This window comes from Methylosinus sp. sav-2, from assembly GCF_004366495.1.
Taxonomy (GTDB): Bacteria; Pseudomonadota; Alphaproteobacteria; order Rhizobiales; family Beijerinckiaceae; genus Methylosinus.
In genome coordinates this window covers 822,708-841,639 of sequence record NZ_SOEJ01000001.1, presented here as the reverse complement: position 1 = coordinate 841,639, position 18,932 = coordinate 822,708, and the positions used below count along the sequence as shown (strand labels likewise).

The 18,932-nt window shown below is 66.2% G+C and carries 18 protein-coding genes and 1 tRNA gene; 4 read left to right on the top strand and 15 right to left on the bottom strand.

Annotation, left to right across the window (positions count from 1 at the left end; genetic code table 11):
• Positions 1–25 precede the first annotated feature (25 nt).
• From EDE12_RS03870 to EDE12_RS03855, 4 genes are all read right to left on the bottom strand, one after another.
• Complete coding sequence (locus EDE12_RS03870) at positions 26–739, bottom strand: hypothetical protein (RefSeq protein ID WP_026599631.1); 714 nt, start codon at positions 737–739, stop codon at positions 26–28.
• The gene (locus tag EDE12_RS03865; protein ID WP_026599632.1) at positions 736–1,281 is read right to left on the bottom strand and encodes a biopolymer transporter ExbD; all 546 of its coding nucleotides are present in this window, start codon (positions 1,279–1,281) and stop codon (positions 736–738) included. The genes EDE12_RS03870 and EDE12_RS03865 overlap by 4 nt, the downstream gene beginning before the upstream one ends.
• Positions 1,281–1,922, bottom strand: coding sequence for a MotA/TolQ/ExbB proton channel family protein (locus EDE12_RS03860; RefSeq protein ID WP_026599633.1), 642 nt, complete (start codon positions 1,920–1,922; stop codon positions 1,281–1,283). Before EDE12_RS03860 ends, EDE12_RS03865 begins: the two co-directional genes overlap by 1 nt.
• Before the next feature lie 179 nt (positions 1,923–2,101).
• Entirely contained in the window at positions 2,102–2,482 is a 381-nt protein-coding gene (locus EDE12_RS03855) for a hypothetical protein (protein WP_051592583.1), read from the bottom strand.
• Positions 2,483–2,621: 139 nt separating this feature from the next.
• Here EDE12_RS03855 and EDE12_RS03850 point away from each other — a divergent pair, with 139 nt between their 5' ends.
• Together EDE12_RS03850 and EDE12_RS03845 are read left to right on the top strand one after the other, a co-directional pair.
• Entirely contained in the window at positions 2,622–2,987 is a 366-nt protein-coding gene (locus EDE12_RS03850) for a DUF2946 family protein (RefSeq protein WP_026599635.1), read from the top strand.
• A gap of 81 nt (positions 2,988–3,068) precedes the next feature.
• Positions 3,069–5,576 (top strand): TonB-dependent receptor, encoded by a 2,508-nt coding sequence (locus tag EDE12_RS03845; protein ID WP_026599636.1) that lies wholly within the window; start codon positions 3,069–3,071, stop codon positions 5,574–5,576.
• A 67-nt stretch (positions 5,577–5,643) separates the two neighbouring features.
• Here EDE12_RS03845 and gor read toward each other — a convergent pair whose 3' ends face one another.
• From gor to EDE12_RS03820, 5 genes are all read right to left on the bottom strand, one after another.
• Positions 5,644–7,011, bottom strand: a complete 1,368-nt coding sequence (gor, locus tag EDE12_RS03840) for a glutathione-disulfide reductase (RefSeq protein ID WP_026599637.1) — start codon at positions 7,009–7,011, stop codon at positions 5,644–5,646.
• A 92-nt stretch (positions 7,012–7,103) separates the two neighbouring features.
• Entirely contained in the window at positions 7,104–7,664 is a 561-nt protein-coding gene (locus EDE12_RS03835; RefSeq protein ID WP_024881462.1) for a DUF2059 domain-containing protein, read from the bottom strand.
• 39 nt (positions 7,665–7,703) lie between these two features.
• Positions 7,704–8,420 (bottom strand): ribose-5-phosphate isomerase RpiA, encoded by a 717-nt coding sequence (gene rpiA, locus EDE12_RS03830; RefSeq protein WP_026599638.1) that lies wholly within the window; start codon positions 8,418–8,420, stop codon positions 7,704–7,706.
• A gap of 111 nt (positions 8,421–8,531) precedes the next feature.
• The gene (locus EDE12_RS03825; protein WP_134187988.1) at positions 8,532–10,346 is read right to left on the bottom strand and encodes an ATP-binding cassette domain-containing protein; all 1,815 of its coding nucleotides are present in this window, start codon (positions 10,344–10,346) and stop codon (positions 8,532–8,534) included.
• 80 nt (positions 10,347–10,426) lie between these two features.
• The gene (locus tag EDE12_RS03820; RefSeq protein WP_166671822.1) at positions 10,427–11,830 is read right to left on the bottom strand and encodes a M23 family metallopeptidase; all 1,404 of its coding nucleotides are present in this window, start codon (positions 11,828–11,830) and stop codon (positions 10,427–10,429) included.
• Between the two features lie 240 nt (positions 11,831–12,070).
• Here EDE12_RS03820 and EDE12_RS03815 point away from each other — a divergent pair.
• Positions 12,071–12,160, top strand: a tRNA-Ser gene (locus EDE12_RS03815).
• A gap of 374 nt (positions 12,161–12,534) precedes the next feature.
• Here EDE12_RS03815 and EDE12_RS03810 read toward each other — a convergent pair.
• Complete coding sequence (locus EDE12_RS03810; protein ID WP_024881467.1) at positions 12,535–13,008, bottom strand: hypothetical protein; 474 nt, start codon at positions 13,006–13,008, stop codon at positions 12,535–12,537.
• Complete coding sequence (locus tag EDE12_RS03805) at positions 13,005–13,613, bottom strand: TetR/AcrR family transcriptional regulator (RefSeq protein ID WP_245267420.1); 609 nt, start codon at positions 13,611–13,613, stop codon at positions 13,005–13,007. Before EDE12_RS03805 ends, EDE12_RS03810 begins: the two co-directional genes overlap by 4 nt.
• A 428-nt stretch (positions 13,614–14,041) precedes the next feature.
• Here EDE12_RS03805 and EDE12_RS03800 point away from each other — a divergent pair, with 428 nt between their 5' ends.
• Positions 14,042–14,998 carry an S-adenosyl-l-methionine hydroxide adenosyltransferase family protein gene (locus tag EDE12_RS03800; protein WP_051592585.1) on the top strand — a complete coding sequence of 319 codons (957 nt, stop codon included), beginning with the start codon at positions 14,042–14,044 and terminating at the stop codon, positions 14,996–14,998.
• Here the strand turns inward: EDE12_RS03800 and EDE12_RS03795 are convergent.
• The 4 genes from EDE12_RS03795 to EDE12_RS03780 all read right to left on the bottom strand — a co-directional run bounded on the left by EDE12_RS03795 (position 14,979) and on the right by EDE12_RS03780 (position 18,819).
• Complete coding sequence (locus EDE12_RS03795; protein WP_026599639.1) at positions 14,979–15,383, bottom strand: rhodanese-like domain-containing protein; 405 nt, start codon at positions 15,381–15,383, stop codon at positions 14,979–14,981. The genes EDE12_RS03800 and EDE12_RS03795 overlap by 20 nt on opposite strands.
• 78 nt (positions 15,384–15,461) lie before the next feature.
• A complete protein-coding gene (locus tag EDE12_RS03790; protein ID WP_051592586.1) occupies positions 15,462–17,243 on the bottom strand; it encodes an ABC transporter ATP-binding protein in 1,782 nt (593 codons plus the stop codon).
• A gap of 359 nt (positions 17,244–17,602) precedes the next feature.
• Complete coding sequence (locus EDE12_RS03785; RefSeq protein WP_026599641.1) at positions 17,603–18,451, bottom strand: DUF6456 domain-containing protein; 849 nt, start codon at positions 18,449–18,451, stop codon at positions 17,603–17,605.
• Complete coding sequence (locus EDE12_RS03780; protein ID WP_026599642.1) at positions 18,448–18,819, bottom strand: helix-turn-helix domain-containing protein; 372 nt, start codon at positions 18,817–18,819, stop codon at positions 18,448–18,450. Before EDE12_RS03780 ends, EDE12_RS03785 begins: the two co-directional genes overlap by 4 nt.
• Between the last annotated feature and the right edge of the window lie 113 nt (positions 18,820–18,932).

Genomic DNA, 18,932 nt, shown 5'->3' with positions numbered 1-18,932 from the left:
CGCGTCTCTCGATCTTTTCGTCGCGTCAGTGGAAATGGAAGCTCTGACTTGCGAAGAAGGCTCCGCCCGGAGGCGGCGGCGCATGGACCGAGCCCAATATGCGCCGCGCGAGAGCTGCATGAGCGGGCGACGAGCCGGAGGCCGAGACGCTGGTGATGCCGCCGCCGGCGGTCACATGGAAGGAGCAATGCGCCGTGCCCTCGCCGAGCGCGGAGGCGCCGGGCGTGTGGCTGCGGATCGCCGCCGCGAGCAGCGCCTTATAGGCGCTCTGCGACATTCCATCGCTCTGCGACTGACCTTCCGGCGCGCCCATCCGGCGCTGGGCGACGGCCTCGCGCTTCTTGTCGCGGTCGACGTCCTTCTTCTTCTCGACGACCTTCTTCTTTTTCTCGACGATCTCCTTCTGCTGCGGCAGCGGCGGCGCATCGGGCGCCATCACTTGCGGCGGCGGAATGGCGAGATCGGGCTGCTCGATCTCCTCGGGCGGCGGCGGCTCTTCCTCCGCGGCGGTCACTTCCTGCGACTCGAAATATTCGCCCTGCGGGATGAGCTCCATGCTGACCGAGTCGAGGCTGGCGATGCTCGGCACCGCCAGTTTCAGCAGAAGCCAGCCGATCGCCGCATGGGCAACGATGACGCCTGCGAAGCTCGCCGGCCGCAGCCAGGCGGGCGTGACGGGCGGCGGGGCGCCCAGGGACGTCCCGTCATGCTCGAAAGAGGAGAGGATCGCATCCGTCATTTCGCCGCCCCTCCCGCGGGAACCGCCGCCGCGGGAACCGCCGCCGCAGGAACCGGGCTCGTTGCGGCGGGCTTCGCTCCAGCCGCCGTCGCGGCTGCGGCCGGCGTCGCCGCGCCCTTGGGCCGCGAGTCGGTGAGTATGGCGATGTGGGTGATGCCATTGGTCGCCAATTTGTCCATCACGGCGATCACCTCGCCGTAATTGGCCTCCTTGTCGCCACGAACATGAACGATGCGGCTCGTGTCGGAGCCCATCATCGCCTTGATGCCGTCGACGAGCGCCTCGGGGGAGACCTCATCGGCGCCGAGCGCCACCTTGCCGTCCTTGGAGACGGCGACGACGATCGGCTCCTTGGGATTGAGCGGCTGCGCCGCCTTGGACTGCGGGAGATTGACCTTCATGCCCTTGGCGAGCAGAGGCGCCGTCACCATGAAGATGATGAGCAGCACCAGCATGACGTCGACGAGCGGCGTCACATTTATCTCGGCGAGCGGCTGATAGAGGCTGTCGCCATTCTTGAAGCGCGTCGGAAGTCCGGCCATCACGCGGCCTCCCGCTTTCTGGCCGTGACGATGTGGCCGCTGGTGGCGTCGAGCGCCTTATCCTCGACATAATGGGCGACCTGCTGGCCGGCGCGCGCGAAAGCCGCGCCGATGCGGTTATAGCCGACCGAGGCGGGGATGGCGGCCGCGAGGCCATAGGCGGTGGCGGCCAGCGCCTCGGCGATGCCCGGCGCGACCACCGCGAGGCTGGTGTCCTGCGATTGGGCGATGCCAGCGAAGCTGGTCATAATGCCCCACACCGTGCCGAACAGGCCGACGAAGGGCGCGACAGAGGAGATGACGGCGAGATTGGGCAGACCGCCTTCCGCCTTGGTCATCAGCTCGCGGCCGACGCGGCTCATGATCTCGGCGACGCGCTCGCGCTTCTCGCCGATGGACTCGCCGGGAAGATCGAAGGAGGCGGCGTGCTCGCCCGCGACCTCGATCGGCGCGAGCAGGCCGGCCGGCCCACCCGAGCGCGCAGCGCGCGCCGATTTGCCGATGCGCACGACGGCGACGACGCCCTCGACGATCAGCACCCAGGTCCAGACCGACGCCAGCAGCAGGACGGCCATGACCACCTTGCCCACAGGGCCGGCGTTCAGGAACATGGTGACAGGAGAAATTGAGCCGTAATCCATAGGACGCACTCGCGCTTGGGGTTCCTCGATCTCGCGACGCCGCCGCGGATCAGCAGATTGTTGTTGCTTATGATTTTGTTCGTCCGACGGCGATGTCCCGCTCTCTCGATTGGAGAGGAGGCGCCATCGAAGCCCTACTTCCTCGATCCTGCGGCGCTCGCCGCGGCATCGGCCTGTCGTCAGATGAGAGCGACGAGATCGGCGGGCGGCGCGCGCGCGCCATTGACCGCCTGCGATAGGGCGAAAGACGGCTGCGCGGCGGCATAGGCTCGATAGACGGCGGGCCGCGCCGCGGTCTCACGGCGCAAGGCGCCAAAAATACGGCCGGGAAGAACCGCCGGACCAGAATGCGCGGCGAGGCAACAGGGGCAGTTCGCCCCTTTCTTGATCGGCCTGTCCGGCGTTCCGACATCCGCGTCGACGAGCGCGTCATGACACATGGCGCGAGCGGCCTGATCGCCCGCGTGGACGGCGGCGCTCGAAAGACGATGCGGCGCGCCAGAAACGAGGAGGGCGAAAACGAGCGCGCAAACAGCGGCGATCGCGCAGATCGCGCGCATTTCTCTGCGCTGTCCCCCCGTGTGTGACATAAATGTCTCTTAACGGATTTTTTAACTTCTGACAATCTGCGGGGTCTTGGATTTATTTGGCGAAGCGCGCTAATTCGCAGCTGGTTTATCGATAGAGTTAACGCGCGCGATGGCGGCGGTCGCAAAGCTCCTCTTCCTTCTCGCCCTGCTGGGCCAGGCGCTGACAGCGCCTCTCGGCGGCATGCGCGCGCATGGCGAGTCGGCCCGCCTCTGCCTCGTCGCCCATGTCGAGGGGAACGACGCGGCCGAGGAGTTCGGCAAGCAGGCTCCCAAGAGCGACCAATCCCATCGGCATGGCGCCTGCGCCTTCTGCGAGCTCGGCGCCGGCGCGCCGCCGCTTCTGACCACTATAGCGTGGGTGGCGACGCAGCCTCCTCGCGCGCACGCCGCCGGCGCCTTCGTCGCCTTCGCCGGCGCGCCTTTCTCGCGCGATGACGACAATGCGCCGACCCGCGCGCCGCCTCCCTTCTCCTGACGCGACAAAACCGCGGCGCAAAAAGCGCCGCAATTCGACGCGCGCCCTCCGAAGAGAGGGCGTCAGGGAAGGACATCACAAATGTATCGCCACCATCTGCTGCGCGGCGTTTCCGCCGGCGCGCTCTTCATCGTCTGCTCCGCCGCCATTCTCCCGGCCCGCGCCCAGGAGGCGCTGCCGACGATCGACATCAGCGGCGAAGGACAGCCCACGCAATCGCGGCGGCCGGCGCCGACCTCCGTGTGGTCGCCGACTCTGCCCGACGGCAAGCCCGCCTTCGTGCAGAAGTTCGCTCTGCCGAACACTGTCGCCAGCGTCACCCGCAAGCAGATCGACGAGACGATCAACGTCATCGACACGGAAGACGTGGTCAAATATCTGCCGAGCCTGTTCGTCCGCAAACGCAACAGTGGCGACACGCAGGCCGTGCTGCAGACGCGCACCTGGGGCGTCTCGTCGAGCGCCCGCAGCCTCGTCTATGCCGACGATCTGCTGCTCACCGCTCTCATCGGCAATGACAACAGCATCGGCGCCCCGCGCTGGGGCCTCGTCGCGCCGGAGGAGATCGAGCGCGTCGACATGCTCTATGGGCCGTTCTCGGCGCAATATCCGGGCAATTCGATGGGCGGCGTGCTGCAGATCACCACGCGCATGCCCGACAGACTGGAAGTCACCGCCAAGCAGACCGTCTCGCTGCAGGACTTCTCGCTCTATGGAACGAGCAAGCTGTTCCACACCGAGGTGACGAGCGCCACCGTCGGCGACAAGATCGGCGATTTCTCCTGGTTCCTCACCGGCAATTACGCTCACGGCACCACGCAGCCGCTGACTTATGTGACGTCCAGCAGCCTCTATGGCTGGCCGGGCGCCTTTTTCGGCAACACCAAATTCGGCGGGCCGGCCACCGTTCTCGGCTCCTCCGGCAATCTCGAGAACGATCAGGTCAACGCCAAGCTGAAATTGGCCTATGACTTCACGCCGACTCTGCGCGCGACCTACACGCTCGGCTTCTGGAGCAATGACGGAACCTCGATTCCGCAATCCTATGTCTCCGGCGGGCTGCAGGCCTTCGGCGCGGCGAGTGGAACGGGCAGCATCGGCTCCTCGGCGATGCAGAGCTTCGGCAGCGGCTATTACCGCGTGCAGGAGAAGATGCTCACCAATGCTCTGGCGGTGAAATCCAACACGGGCGGACCCTTCGATTTCGAAGTCTCCGCCTCGCATTTCACCTATCTGCAATCCGATCAGCGCTCGCCCTATACGGCGGCGCCGGTCGGCTATTCCTCGACCGGCAAGGATGTCCGTTACAACGGCACCTATTGGACGCTGCTCGACCTCAAGGGCATTCTGCGGCCGGACGGCGTGCTCGCCGGGCACGACATCAGCTTCGGCCTGCATGGGGATCAGTTCCATCTGAACAATCCCACCTGGCTCACAACCAATTGGACGAGCGGCATGGCCTCGTCCTATGGCGTCGCGGCCTCGATCGGCAATGGCACGACGCGCACTCAGGCTCTGTGGGCGCAGGACGCGTGGAGGATCTCGAAAGAGTTCAAATTCACCGTCGGCGGCCGCTGGGAGCATTGGGTCGCGTCGGACGGCTATAATCAGTCGCTCGGCTCCATCAACGCCAATGGCTTCGGGTCGACGGCGACGGCGGCGAGCATGCTGCCGATCTATCAGCCGACGCTCTATCACACGCGCTTCTCTCCCAAAGGCTCGCTGCAATGGACGCCGGACGAGGATTGGACGGTCACCGGCTCGATCGGCCTCGCCAATCGCTTCCCGACCGCCAAGGAGCTCTATAATCTGACGACCATCCCCGGCGCGACGGGAACGGTGGTCAATCCCAACCCCAATCTGCGGCCGGAAGTGGCGCTCAGCAAGGAGCTCGCGGTCGAGCGCAAGATCGGCGCGGACGGCTCGGTGCGCGTGTCGCTGTTCGACGAGGAAGTGCGCGACGCGATCATCTCGCAGAGCACTTTCGTCACCGGGCAGAACTTCACGGCCTCGCAGACGACCAATGTCGATCGCGTCCGCAACAGCGGCGTCGAGCTCGCGGCGCGCAAGGACAATGTCGTCGTCAGAGGGCTCGAGCTCGTCGGCAGCGTGACCTATCTCAACGCCCGCGTCATTTCCGACAGCAAATGGGCGCCTTCGGGCGGCACGAACTACGACAATTGGGCGCTCTCGGTCGCCGGCAAGCGCGTGCCCAATGTGCCGGATTGGCGGGCGACTATGCAGGCGACCTATCGGCCGGACGATCATTGGGCCTTTACGGTCGCGGCGCGCTATCAGGGCCAGATGTGGACGACGCTCGCCAATAACGACATCGCTCATGGCGTCTATCAGAGCTTCGACCGCTTCTTCGTCGTCGACACGAAGATCCACTACAAGTGGAACAAGCACATCAGCTTCGACTTCGGCATCGACAACATCGGCAATTACAAATACTTCCTGTTCCATCCCTTCCCGCAGCGCACCTACACGATGTCGGCCAAATATGAGTTCGGGCGCGACAAGGGCGAGCGCGGAATATTCTTCGAGGGAGACGAGCCGCCGCTGTTCGACGTGTCGTTTGTGAGATGATCGGACGAGGCGATCCGGGTTCTTCTCGGATCGCCTCGCGACGCAGCGAGCCCTCGGGCTCGCTTTTTTATTCGACGACGCGGCTCGGCGTGCGCATCGTCACCAGCTCTTCGGCGAGCGTCGGATGCAGCGCCATTGTCGCGTCGAAATCGGCCTTGCGCGCGCCGAGCCGCAGCGCGATGGCGAGCAGCTGCGCCATCTCACCCGCCTCCGGTCCCAGTATATGCACGCCGACGACGAGATCGCTGGCGGCGTCGACCAAAATCTTCATGAAGACTTTTTCCGCGCGCTTCGACAGCGTCGCGCGCATCGGCCGAAAGCTCGTCTCGAAGACATTCAGCCGACCGTATTTCGCATGCGCCTCGGCCTCGCCGAGGCCGACGGTTCCGATCTCCGGCGTGGTGAACACGGCCGTCGGCACCAGATCGTGACTGACGCGGACATCCTTGCCGCCGAACACAGTGTCCGCGAAAGCATGGCCCTCGCGAATGGCGACGGGCGTCAGATTAATGCGATCCGTCACATCGCCGACGGCGTAAATGGACGCAATATTGGTGCGCGAATAATCATCGACGATGATCGCGCCGCTCTCCTTCATCGCGACGCCCACCGCCTCGAGCCCCAAGCCCTGCGTCAGCGGCGCGCGGCCGGTCGCCAGCAGAGCGGCGTCTATGTCGAGACGCGCGCCATTCTGCAGCGTCGCGACGAGTCCCCCGACCGTCTTCTCGAGCTTGGTGGGCAGAGCGCCGCGGTGAATCTCTATGCCCGCATTGACGAGCCCCTCGTCGAGCAGACGTCGCAAATTCTCGTCGAAGCCGCGCAAGGGCAGATCGGCGCGCAGCGACAAATGGACCTTGGAGCCGAGCCGCGCGAAAACGCTGGCGAATTCCACGGCGATATAGCCGCCGCCGACGACGAGCAGGCTCTTCGGCAGTTCCGGCAGATCGAAAATCTCATTGGATGAGATAGCCAGCTCAAGGCCCGGAATGTCCGGCCGCAGCGTCGGCGCGCCGCCGGTGGCGACCAGAATATAACGCGTCGAGACGCGCTTGCCGCCGGCGAAGGCGACTTCATTCGGCGAGGCGATCACGCCGCGCTCGCGAATGACCTCGACGCCGGCCTTCTCGAGATTTTGCGCATAGAGGCCGGAGAGGCGGGTGATCTCCGCCTCCTTGGCGGCGACCAGCGCCTTCCAGTCGAACGCCACTTCGCCGACGCGCCAGCCGAATCCGGCGGCGTCCTCGAAATCATCGTGGAAGCGGCTCGCCATCACATAGAGCTTTTTCGGCACGCAGCCGCGGATCACGCAGGTTCCGCCGATGCGAAACTCCTCGCATATCGCGACTTTCGCGCCATAGCCGGCGGCGATGCGCGCCGCGCGAACGCCGCCCGAGCCTGCGCCGATGACGACGAGATCATAATCATGCTCTGCCATTTCGAACCCCGGAATCTGTGACCCGAGGGCGAAAGGCCCGCACGGGTCCCGCCAGAGCTCGCCCGCTCCAGATTTCTCCGTTCATGGGGCGGCTAGAGCTCGTGGCCCTTCTTGCGCATCTCTTCGCGCACGCGCGTCATCATGTCGACGGAAATCTTCTGCGACCACGCCTGCATGGCGACGAACATGTCGCTCATCAGCACCGGCTGCATGCCGACATATTTGCGGCCCGAGGCGCTTTTGAAGAAAGCGGCGACGTCCTCGAGCTCCTTGGGCGAGAAACGCTGCGTGTAGAGCTGCGCGGCGCTGTCGACCATCTCCTCGACCTTTTTGTCGAACTCCGGCCGCACGGCGGCGAGCACGAGATTGAGGTCCGGCACCATTTCGGGCCGCGTGCGCGTCACCGAAAGGGCGATCTGCTCGAGATATTGCGGAATGATGAGCCGGAAAGACGAGGCGACGCCAGATTCGACGAGAACCGCTCGCGCCAGCGCCAGCTGCGCCGGCGTGGCCGCGACCGTAGGAGCCGAGGCAATGGGCGGCGAGACGGCCGCCGCAGGGGCGGCGCCCGGCCGCTGCTCGGCGGCGATGGCGGCGGTCGCCAGAATGAGCGCGGCGAAACCGATCGTCAGGCGAAAAATCACTCGGGACATCTCCTCGTGAAACCAATTCGGCGGCTTTGCGTCGCTCGGTTACGCCGGACCCAGCCGGCCGAGCGTCGAGACGCCGTCGCGGCCGGCGACGACCACCGCCGTGGCGAGGCCGATGAACAATCCATGCTCGACGACGCCGGGAATGGCGGAGAGGCGATCCGCCAGCGCGTCGGGATCGGAAATCGCGCCGAATGCGCAATCGAGGATCAAATGGCCGCCGTCGGTGACGAAAACATGGCCGTCAGGCTTCAGCCGCGGGCCGACGGTCCCGGCGAGGCCGAGATCGCGCGCGACCCGCTCGACATGCAACCGCGTCGCCTTCGCGCCGAAAGGATCGATCTCGACCGGCAGCGGGAAGGCGCCGAGCGTCTCGACCCGCTTCGATTCGTCGGTGATGACGATGAAGCGTTTCGACGCCGCAGCGACGATTTTTTCACGCAGCAGCGCGCCGCCGCCGCCCTTGATGAGGCGCATTTTCGCGTCGAACTCATCGGCGCCGTCGACTGTGAGGTCCAGCTCCGGCGCCTCATCCAGCGTCGCCAGCGGCACGCCCAGCGCGGCGGCCTGCGCGCGCGTGCGCTCGGACGTGGGAACGCAGAGCACATCGAGCCCCGCTTTCACCTTTGCCCCGAGCAGATCGACGAAATGCGCCGCTGTGGAGCCCGTGCCGAGCCCGAGCCGCATTCCCGGCGCGACGGCCTCGAGGGCCACGGCGGCCGCCTGTCGTTTCAGCTCATCGGCGGAAGGGGCGGGCATGGGCGGCGTCCTCTGTCGGTCGATAGGGAGAAAAGGCCGGATAGTCGTTTCGTCGGCCGAAAGCAACGGCGGGGCGGCCGGCTATTCCTCAAAGGCGGAGGGTGAGGCGCCTCACCCGCCAATCTCCTCCCGCTTGATCTCCAGCTCCAGCCAGCTCTCCTCGGCGGCGGCGAGCTCTTCCTCCACTTTCGCGAGGAGCTTGCCGGCTTCGGCGAATTTCGCGGGATCGCGCGCATAGAGGCCGGGATCGTCGAGAAACTTCTGCAGCTTCTCCCTCTTGCCGCGCAATTCCTCCATTTTCGCCGGCAGCGTCGTCAGCGCATGCTGCTCGGCGAAGGAGAGGCGCGGCTTGGCGGCGGATTTCGGCCTCGGCGCGCCGGCTGCTTTCGGCTTCTCCTCGCGCGGGGCCGCGGCGGCGCTTCTGGCCTGAACGCCCTCGCCGCGCTGCGTCACCATGTCGGAATAGCCGCCGGCATATTCGAGCCAGCGGCCATTGCCCTCCGACATCAGCACCGAAGTGGCGACGCGATCGAGAAAATCGCGATCATGGCTGACGACGATCAGCGTGCCCGGATAATCGGCGAGCATCTCCTCCAAGAGATCGAGCGTCTCGAGATCGAGATCATTGGTCGGCTCGTCCAGCACCAGAAGATTGGAAGGCTGCGCCAGCGCGCGGGCGAGCAGCAGCCGCCCGCGCTCGCCGCCCGAGAGACGGCCGATCGGCGTCCGCGCCTGCTCCGGGCCGAACAAGAAGTCCCTCATATAGCCGATGATATGCTTGCGCTGGCCGTTGATCTCGACGAAATCCGAGCCGCCGCCGGTCAGCGCATCCTTCAATGTCGTCTGCGGATCGAGACTGGCGCGGCTCTGGTCCAGCGTCGCCATCTCGACCGAAGCGCCGATCCGCACATGGCCGCCGTCGGGCGCCAGCGTCCCCGTCACCAGCTTGACCAGCGTGGTCTTGCCGGCGCCATTGGCGCCCACTATTCCGAGCCGATCGCCGCGCATCACCCGCGTCGAGAAATTGTCGACGATCACGCGCTCGCCGAAAGACTTGGAAATTCCGCGCGCTTCGACGACCAGCGCGCCGGAGGCCTGCGCCTCGGCGACATCGAGCTTGATATCGCCCACCGGCCCGACGTGCCGGCGCCGCGTCGCGCGCATCTCGTGGAGGTCCGACAACCGCTTCTGATTGCGCTTGCGCCGGCCGGTCACGCCATAGCGCACCCAATGCTCCTCGGCGACGATCTTGCGGTCGATCTTGTGCTGCTGCTTTTCCTCTTCCTCGAACTCGCGGTCGCGCCAGGCCTCGAAATCCTTGAAGCCGCGCGACAAATACCGCGTCCGCCCGCGGTCGAGCCAGACCGTGGAGCGCGTCAGATCCTGCAGGAAGCGGCGATCATGGCTGATGACGACAATCGCCGAGCGCAGCCCGGCGAGCCGCTCCTCGAGCCAGAGAATCGCCGGCAGATCGAGATGGTTGGTCGGCTCGTCCAGCAGCAGCACGTCCGGCTCCGGAGCGAGCGCGCGGGCGAGCGCCGCCCGCCTCCCCTCGCCGCCCGAGATGCTGCGCGGATTTTCCTCGCCGGTGAGGCCGAGCTCGAGCAGCAGCGCCTTGGCGATATAGGGATCGTCGGTCGGGCCGAGGCCGGCGACCACATAATCGAGCGTCGTCTCGAATTTCGAGAGATCGGGCTCCTGCGGCAGATAGCGCAGGCTCGCGCCCGGCTGCAGGAAGCGCGCGCCAGAATCCGCCTCCACCTCGCCGGCGGCGATGCGCAGCAGGGTCGATTTGCCCGAGCCATTGCGGCCGACGAGGCACAGCCGCTCGCCGGGCGAGACGGAAAGATCGGCCGATTCGAAAAGCGGCTTGCCGCCGAGCGTCAGCCCGACATTCTGGAGCGTCAAAAGGGGTGGCGGGGCCATGGGGTCCGATATGTCCGCGCCGGCGGGACGAGGCCGGCCCCGCGTCTTTTATCGCACTCGCCCCATAACGCCAGCCCGGCTCAATGGCTCTCCGCCAATGTCGATGCCGCGCGCAGGAAGCGCGAGGGGTCGACCGGCTCGCCATCCACCCGCACCTCGTAGTGCAGATGCGGCCCGGTGGAGCGGCCCGTCGAGCCCAGCCGCCCGACCGTCTCGCCCGGAGCGACCTCCTGGCCGACGGAAACGGTGATGGCCGAGAGATGCGCATAGCGCGTTGCGAGGCCGGAGCCATGGTCGATCTCGACCATCTGCCCATAGCCGCCGCTCGGCCCGGCGTTGACGACGACGCCGCCCGCCGTGGCGCGCACGGGCGAGCCGTAATCATCGCGCAGATCGACGCCCGTATGCAGCGCCGCCCGTCCGAAGAAAGGATCGGTGCGATAGCCGAAGTTGGAGGTGGTTTCCGGCGCGCCGGCGAGCGGCTTGCGCAGCGGCACGCTGGGCAGCGCGCTGCGCAGCCCCTCGAGCGTGGTGGCGGCGGTCTCGGCGGCGCCGAGCTCGCGCTCGAAGAGATCGCTGCGCTCGGCCGGCACGAAAGGACCGCCGGCAAAGGTCTCGGCCTGCGCCTTGGAGGCGCGGCCCTTGGGAAGAAAGCGCTCGATCGGCAGGCCGGCGACATCGAAAGCGCGCCGTAGCCGCGCCGTAGCCGCCCGAATCGGCTCGACCAGCCGACCGAGCCGTTGGGTCTGCTCGCGCTCGGCCTGATTGAGCGAGGCCTCCAAATGCTCGAGGCGCGACTGCATCGGCAGGCCGGCTTCCGCCGCGAGCCGGGGTGATTCGCTCGGGGGCGAAAGCTGGGCGGAGGCGCCGCTGCGCTCGGCCGCCGGCTTGGCCGGCGCGTCCTCCTCGCGTCGCAGCCGCAGCTCGAGACCCTCCGGCTGCGGCTTGTCGAAACCGGCGAAAGGCTCCGGCCGCTCCTCGGGCGCGGGCGCATAGGCGCTGGCGCCGGAGGGCAGTCCCACAGCCGGCGCGGCGACAGGAGGCGCGCGCCTTTGCGCGGTCACGGCAGGAGACGCGACGTCCTTGGAGGCGACGCCTTCGACGAGCCGCGCCACCAGCGCCGCCCGCGTCTCCAGCTTGGCCTGGCGGGCGACCAAAGTCTGCACCTTGCTCTCGACATCGCCCTGAGCGAGGAACTGCCGGCTCGTCGCCTGATCGAGCCGCAGCCGCATCGCGGCCAGGCGATCCTCATAGACGTAACGCATCTGCGTCTGGCGATCGACCAGCTCGGCGAGCATGTCGTCGCGAAAAGCGAGATAAGCGGCCGCGCAAGGGGCGAGCAGCCCCGCCCCGAGCAGAACGAGACCCGCCACGACGAGCGTCGGGGTCGACAGCTCCAGCCGCCGCCGCCGCGCGGCGAGCGAGAATTCGACGACGAAGGGAAGCCGCTTTTGACGCGGTCTGTGATCGTTGGCTTTCGGCATGCGCATGTTCCAGAGGGCCGCCCCGGCGCGCGAGCCGCGAGCGCGCGAAAGGGAGGCCGGCGGCCTGTTACACCTCATTAAGGTTAACGATCGGCAAATCTGCTCCGTCTGCCGATCGTTAACCTTCGCGCCTCGAGCGAGGCTGGGCGAAAGGATCGCGTTTCGAGCCTTGATCGCCGAGGCGAACGCGTGCTATTGGGCGCTTCGCCGCGAGCGGGGCAAGTCCCCGCTTTCGCCTCCGGAGAGGTGGCTGAGTGGTTGAAAGCACCGCACTCGAAATGCGGCATACGGGCAACCGTATCGGGGGTTCAAATCCCTCCCTCTCCGCCAATCTCTGGCTTTAAATGCGCGTTAACAGAGAATTGCTCAGAACTCGGGGCTTTGCCACCGTCCGCTTCTCTACAGCGGCGCCATAGAATGGCGCCCAGAATGATGGCGTCGAGGTCGGGTGCGGGCACGTATCGGAGCGGTGATAAGGGCGCGGAGCAGGCTGCCGGCGGGGGGCGGCGGCAAGCGGTTGAAACCGGCTCGCTTTCGCCGAAACCGCAAAGAATCTTTGATGTATATCTCAACTGTATCGCGCGCGCCCATAAGTTTTTGAAGTCGTTGAATGCGCACGAGAGAATCTCTGCGTTCAATCCTCTCTTGCGGCGCCATTTCGACGCTCGGCCATGCCGAAGAGCGTCGATCCACATGCGCAATCCCTAGCGAAGCGCCGCTTGCGCGAGATAGGCCTTCCAGCTCGCTGGGGTGACGACCTCTTCATAACGGCGCGCCTGGCCGGGATCCATGAATTCGATCATGAAGCAGCCGTCGACCCAGACTTCGACGAGCTGAAACAACCCATTGCCGCGGTCGCAACGACGCGCCGGCCAGCCTGCCGCCTGCGCGATGGCGAGGACCTCCTCGGCCGATTTCGCCACCGCAATCGCCAAATGCACCTCGGAAAGCCGGCTCGAGACAGAGGACGGACGCCAGTTTCCCTGCTCGTCGTCAAAGTGGAGCGTGCGGCCGCGCGGCACGATCTCGAGCTCGATCGCGCCGTCTTTCGACCACGCCATGAAGGCGTCGGCGCCGGCGGGCGGAAAGGGCAGAGCCTCGCCGCCCATGATGTCGGCGAGGACCTCGGCGGCGGTCTTGGGATCATCGGCCGGAATGCTGGCGTGAACGAGCTTCATGTCTCACTCCTCTCTTCTTCGATTGGAAACGGCGCATCGTCGGACGGACCGCGTCGACCGAGCAGCACGGCCAGCGCCTCGCCGGCCGCGCGTCCGGCCTCGACGCCGTCGAGCCCCCAAAAATCCCTGAGCGCCGCCCAGGCATAGGCGCTGTCGATCAGCTGCGCCACGGCGGCGCGGCGGCGCATCGCCTGCGGCTCCATCCCGGGAAGAGCGTCGGCGACGCAGGCGAGCATCGCTTCCTGCCGCTCCGCGTTGGAGCGCAGGCGGACCTCGAGGCCCGCCTCGGAAAAGGCGGAAGCGCGCACCAGCTGCGCGTTTTCGTCGAAGCGTGGAAACAAGCGGCCGGGCGTCGCGACCAGATCGTCCGCGGTTCGCGGAAAGCCCTTCGACAACACCCGCTGCTGCAGCCGCGGCCACACCGCCTCGATCAGATCATCGCGCGTCTTGAAGTGGCGGTAGACGGTGCGGTGGGTCACCCCGGCGCCTGCGGCGACGGCGGCGATGGTCACCGGCTCCGCGCCAGTCTTCGCCATCAGCTCGATCGCCGCGTCGAGAATGCGCTCTCGCGTCATCGCCTTATAGGCGTCGCGAACGGGAGTCATAGCTTGTGCTGTCATGTCATACTGTGTGACACATCAGTCGCCGCCAGTCAATCCCGGCGCGCGACTTCGGCGGCGCCCGTCTCTCGACAGCGCGCCTACTCGCCTTCCGACGGAGTTCGGAGGCCCAAGATGACCCGGGAAGAATCCGAAGCTCCGCTCGGGGCCGCGACGCCACCGGCCCTCGACCCCGCGCCTACCCCAAGAATCCCGTGCACAAATCATGGAAGGCGCTGGCCGCCGAGAGCTGGAGCAGCTTTACAGGGGTGCTATACAGGCCCCAAGGACGGCGTGCGTAAGTATTTTATATTATTTGCATAGCGCAATGCGCGATATCGCGTCTATCGTGAAAGAAGGGTTCGCATTTCCCGCTTCGACGCGCCCAGAAATTCAGCGCCGCTGGCGGCCCGGCCTCTGAAAATGGAACGCCCATGCTTCATTCGTCGATTCGCGCGCTCGCTGTCGCTCTTCTCTTCTGCCTCTCTTGCGGCGTCGCCGCGGCGCGTGCGCCGCTGGTGCTGTTCACGGATTTCGGAACGGCGGACGGCGCCGTCGCCGCGATGAAAGGCGTCGCCTATTCCATCTCGCAGGATCTTCTGGTCGCCGATCTCAGCCATGAGGATCCTGGAAGCGTATTCGCCGGCGCCTATCGTCTCTATCAGGCGGAGCCCTATTGGCCGAAAGGCTCCGTGTTCGTCGCCGTCGTCGATCCCGGCGTCGGAACGGGACGGCTGGCCATTGCGCTCGAGACGCTGAGCGGCCGCTTTTTCCTCGCGCCCAACAATGGGCTGCTGACATTGGTCGCCGAGCGCGAGGGCGTGAAGGAAGTGCGCGAGATCGACGAGAGCGTGAACCGCAGGCCCGGCTCCGAGCAATCCCACACATTTCACGGCCGCGATATTTTCGCCTATGCCGGCGCGCGTCTGGCGGCGGGCGCGCAGAGCTTCGAGCAGATCGGGCGCAAGCTGCCGCCGGAAGCGCTGGTCACGATTCCCTATCGCGCGGCGGAACGCAAAGGCGATGCGGTCAGCGGAATCATTCCCGTGCTCGACGCGCATTTCGGCAATGTATGGTCGAACATTCCGAAAACCCTGTTCGACGAATTGAAAATCTCGCTGGGTGAGACGGTGCGTCTGCGCATTCGCCATGGCGATCGGCTCGTCGCCGATCTCGACGCGCCCTATGAGCGCACATTCGGCGACGTTCCGCAGGGACGCCCGCTCGTTTACGTCAACAGCCTCTTCGACATGGCCGTCGCGCTCAATCTCGGCGATTTCGCCAAGAGCTATGGCGTCGACTCCGGCCTCGACTGGACGATCGAGCTTTCGCGCGCCGAGCTCGCACAAGCGCCCCGAGACGCAGCTGTTGTCAACAGGCGCAGCCCGTAACGCCGCCGGCGCATGATTGCGCGCCTTCGGTGGCGTAGCCGTCGCGCTTCCACCAGTCGAGACCGCCGATCAGCTCTTTGACGCGAAACCCCAGTCGGGCGAGATTCAAAGCGCCTTTGGTGGATGCGTTGCAGCCGACGCCGTCGCAATAGGTCACATAGAGGATATCGCGACGAAGATGCATCGTCGTCTCCGCGGTCATCGTCCGATGCGGAAAGCCGATGCCGCCGGGAATGTGCTCTTTTTCATAGGCCTCGGGCGAGCGCGCGTCGATGATGACGACCTCCTCCTCACATGCGCGAAGGTCCCAGGAGTCGATCTCATATTCGAGCTTCGCCGCATAATGGGCGATCCGCGCCGCGTCGATTTTCGATTCCTCGGCCATTCGAGTCGCTTCTCTGCTCTGGTGACGGCAATTCATTTTCGATCGAGGAAAATTCGTATCGCCGAAGGGGCGGGGCTCTCACCCCGCCCGCTCGATCGCCTCTTCCAGCGAGTCGCCGGCGCCGACCTGCGTGTCGAACAGGCGCCGATAGACGCCGCCCGAAAGGCGCAGCAGCTCCTCATGCGAGCCGTCCTCGACGATGCGGCCATGGTCGAACACCAATATGCGGTCGAGCCGCTGCACCGTCGATAGGCGATGCGCGACGACGATCGTCGTGCGTCCCGCCGACAATTGCTCGATCGCCGCGCGAATATGGAATTCGGACACGGAATCGAGCGAGGAGGTCGCCTCGTCCAGCACCAATATGGGCGTCGCCGCGAGAATGGCGCGCGCGATCGCCACACGCTGGCGCTCGCCGCCCGAGAGCTTCACGCCGCGCTCGCCCACCAGAGTCTCATAAGCGTCGGGCAGACGCTCGATGAAAATATCCGCATGGGCGAGACGCGCAGCTTCCGCGACCTCATATTGCGCCGCATCGGGTCTGCCATAGGCGATATTCTCGCCGAGCGGCCGATGGAACAGGATCGGCTCCTGCGCGACGATGCCGATCGCCTCCCGCAGCGAGGCTTGAGTCGCGAAGGCTATGTCCTGTCCGTCGATGAGAATGCGGCCCGCATCGAGATCGAACTGGCGCTGCAGCAGCTTGACGAAGGTCGTCTTGCCGGCGCCCGAGGCGCCGACGAGGCCGACGCGCTGGCCCGGACGGATCGTCAGCGAGAAATTCTCATAGAGATTCCTGCGCGCATTCGGATAGCCGAAGGTCACATTGTCGAAGACGATCTCGCCGCGCTTCACCACCAGCGGCGTCGCGCCCTGCGCGTCGACCACATCGGGCTCCTGCGCGTCGAACGCGACGACATCCTCCATCTCATTGACGGCGCGCTGCAGATTGCGGACGTGCTCGCCAATGTCGCGCAAATAGCCGTTGATGAGCCCCTGTATGCCGATGAGGCTCACCACATCGCCCGTCGTCATGCCGCCCTGCGACCACAGCATCAGCCCGCAGCCGAGCAAGGTCGCCTGCATGGCGATCATCACCACGGCCTGCAGCAGCCCGACCGTCGTGCCGCGATACCAGGAGATCAGCGTGCGCTTGCGCCATTCGGCGACCAGCGCCGTGAAGCTCGCATCCTCGCGCGTCTCGGCGGCGAAGCCTTTGACGATCTGATTGCCGGTGATCGAATCGGCGAGCCGCGCGCTCACAGCGGAATCGAGCGCCTGCGACACTTGCGCCGCAGGGCTGATCCAGCCGAGCGATAGGCCGACGCCAATCGCCAGAAACAGCGATATGCCGATCGCCACGACGAGGCCGAGCAGCGGCCAGCGCCAGGACAGGAGACAGGTGATCGCCACGATCACCGTCGCCGCCGGCAGCATGCCGAAGATCAGCGTGTCGCTGAGCGAATCGAAGGCCCAGACGCCGCGCGTGATCTTGCGCACCGTCGCGCCGGCGAAGGCGTTGGCGTGCCAATCGGCAGAGAAGCGCTGCACGCGCGCAAAAGCGTCGCGCACCAGCGCCGCCATGGCGTGAGCCGCGACATGGCAGACGGAGAAGGCGACGAAATTGCGCAGGCAATGAAACAGCAGCACCGTGCCGAGAAACACGGCGAGCGCCGAAAGCGCCGGAGCGAGCTCGCGGCTCTCGCCGGCGACGACATCGGCGAGATGGCCGGAGGCGACGGGCACGAAGACATCGACGACATTGGAGATGAGGCGAGCGACGAGCATCGCCGCGAGCAGGCGCGGCGAGAGAAGCCAATAGCGGAGCGCGAAGCGCAGCGTGGTCAAATAGGCGGACATGAATCCTGCGGGACGCGAGATGTCCCGATCCCTTTTTCGTGAATGGGCGCGAGGCGACGCGAGACGAGGCTGCGTCGCGGCTGTTTCCGGAATGTCTTTCGTGAGAAAGTCGTCAGCGCCGACAGGATCGGCGGAGCGACATGCGCGAGAGAGCAGCCCGGTATTTCGAACCGGGCTCATTGCCTGAACTCTCTAGGCGCGGCCCGGGGAACGATGAGACATGACGAATTTCATCATGGCGACTCCCCGATAGAGATGACGAGCGTCGCTGATGCGACGCGCCATATTGCAGTGCAATATGGCGAGATTCTTGCGCCCAAAGCTCCGCTCTGTCAACTGCGCCGCCGGGGCTCGGCGCATCAGAGGGTAGGACGATAATCCTCAACGCCCCAATGCAGCAAATGGCGCGCGCGCTCCGGCCCCTGCGCCGCACTGGCCAATCCATAGTGCAGAGCGAGCCGCTCGAGCGCGATTTTCAGCACCACTTTGGCGGAACGCTGCGGCCAGCCTCGCTCGCTCTCGATGAGCTCGAGGCCTTTCAAATAGCCGCAGACATCGGTGAGCAATCCGCAGAGCTCCGGCCCCACCGCATCGAAGGCGTGAGAGAGTCGCCGGCGCGCATCGATCGCCACATTGGCGATATCGGCGCCCGCGCCGCCGCCGCGCGCGGAGCCGATCGCCGCCTCCCAATCGGCGGTGACGCGCTGGAGAATGGCGGCCTGCGTCACATCGCGACGGAAGCGCTCGCCGGCCTCGATCTGCTCCGGCGCGAGAAAGGGACGACCGTCGCGATCCTTGCGGCGCGCGAGCCAGGCCAGCGGGCTCTCGCCCTCATTGACCAGCGTCGGGCGCGCGCCTTTCTCCACCACGCGCGGCGCGAGCGCGCTGTGCTGCGCGAAAAAGGGGTTCGCCTCGGCCGGCGCCGCGAGGCGTCTCAGATGAGCGCGCCCCTCATCTGTCAGATGCAGACGGCGCGCCTCGCCGGCGCCGTCCCAGCGCGCCAAACCGCGCGCAGCCGCTATATCGGCGATGCTTTGGGCGAGACGCGCCCGCGCGACCGTGACGCCCTTGCGCGGCGCGGCGACGATGATCGACCGGGCGCCGAGCGGATCGGCCATCGCCTGCGCGCCAGGCTCGCTCATCGCCTCCAGCAGACGGCGCAGCGCGCGCGCCTCGGTCTCGTCACTATGCCGCTGAGTGGTGCTCATGAATCGTCTCCGGTCGGATGCGAGGTGAAGGAAAAAGCGATCGTCTCGATGAGGCGCCGCTGCGCGCGCAGCGCTTGTTCCAGCGCGGCCACGGCGCGATCGAAATCCTCTTCGTCCCGGCGATCCTCTATGCGCGCGCAGGCGTGGCGAACGCTGGCGCGATCACGCGCGAAAGCGCGCCCGCAGGCCGAGAGGCTCGCGCCGAAAGCGACATGATCGAGATAGACCGCGAGATGGCGCGCATCGGCGACATTGGCGCGCCCACGGCTCGCGCTGAGCAGAGCGTCCGGCGCGACGCCGCAGGCCGCGGAAACGGCGGCGAGGCAGAGCGCGGATGAAGGAAAATGAGCGTGTCGTCGGGGCGGCATTCTGTCTCGCCTGTGCGGGCGTCGCGGCGCTGAGCCGGCGACCTCTCTGACGCTATCATGAATTTAATCCTATACAACGGATAAAAAACTTATCCCCATCCCCCGCCCCTCGC

What these genes read in the sequence shown, in the direction of transcription:
- EDE12_RS03870 (WP_026599631.1), bottom strand. Translation starts at nt 739, where the DNA reads ATGACGGATGCGATCCTCTCCTCTTTCGAGCATGACGGGACGTCCCTG.
- EDE12_RS03865 (WP_026599632.1), bottom strand. Translation starts at nt 1,281, where the DNA reads ATGGCCGGACTTCCGACGCGCTTCAAGAATGGCGACAGCCTCTATCAG.
- EDE12_RS03860 (WP_026599633.1), bottom strand. Translation starts at nt 1,922, where the DNA reads ATGGATTACGGCTCAATTTCTCCTGTCACCATGTTCCTGAACGCCGGC.
- EDE12_RS03855 (WP_051592583.1), bottom strand. Translation starts at nt 2,482, where the DNA reads ATGCGCGCGATCTGCGCGATCGCCGCTGTTTGCGCGCTCGTTTTCGCC.
- EDE12_RS03850 (WP_026599635.1), top strand. Translation starts at nt 2,622, where the DNA reads ATGGCGGCGGTCGCAAAGCTCCTCTTCCTTCTCGCCCTGCTGGGCCAG.
- EDE12_RS03845 (WP_026599636.1), top strand. Translation starts at nt 3,069, where the DNA reads ATGTATCGCCACCATCTGCTGCGCGGCGTTTCCGCCGGCGCGCTCTTC.
- gor (WP_026599637.1), bottom strand. Translation starts at nt 7,011, where the DNA reads ATGGCAGAGCATGATTATGATCTCGTCGTCATCGGCGCAGGCTCGGGC.
- EDE12_RS03835 (WP_024881462.1), bottom strand. Translation starts at nt 7,664, where the DNA reads ATGTCCCGAGTGATTTTTCGCCTGACGATCGGTTTCGCCGCGCTCATT.
- rpiA (WP_026599638.1), bottom strand. Translation starts at nt 8,420, where the DNA reads ATGCCCGCCCCTTCCGCCGATGAGCTGAAACGACAGGCGGCCGCCGTG.
- EDE12_RS03825 (WP_134187988.1), bottom strand. Translation starts at nt 10,346, where the DNA reads ATGGCCCCGCCACCCCTTTTGACGCTCCAGAATGTCGGGCTGACGCTC.
- EDE12_RS03820 (WP_166671822.1), bottom strand. Translation starts at nt 11,830, where the DNA reads ATGCCGAAAGCCAACGATCACAGACCGCGTCAAAAGCGGCTTCCCTTC.
- EDE12_RS03810 (WP_024881467.1), bottom strand. Translation starts at nt 13,008, where the DNA reads ATGAAGCTCGTTCACGCCAGCATTCCGGCCGATGATCCCAAGACCGCC.
- EDE12_RS03805 (WP_245267420.1), bottom strand. Translation starts at nt 13,613, where the DNA reads ATGACTCCCGTTCGCGACGCCTATAAGGCGATGACGCGAGAGCGCATT.
- EDE12_RS03800 (WP_051592585.1), top strand. Translation starts at nt 14,042, where the DNA reads ATGCTTCATTCGTCGATTCGCGCGCTCGCTGTCGCTCTTCTCTTCTGC.
- EDE12_RS03795 (WP_026599639.1), bottom strand. Translation starts at nt 15,383, where the DNA reads ATGGCCGAGGAATCGAAAATCGACGCGGCGCGGATCGCCCATTATGCG.
- EDE12_RS03790 (WP_051592586.1), bottom strand. Translation starts at nt 17,243, where the DNA reads ATGTCCGCCTATTTGACCACGCTGCGCTTCGCGCTCCGCTATTGGCTT.
- EDE12_RS03785 (WP_026599641.1), bottom strand. Translation starts at nt 18,451, where the DNA reads ATGAGCACCACTCAGCGGCATAGTGACGAGACCGAGGCGCGCGCGCTG.
- EDE12_RS03780 (WP_026599642.1), bottom strand. Translation starts at nt 18,819, where the DNA reads ATGCCGCCCCGACGACACGCTCATTTTCCTTCATCCGCGCTCTGCCTC.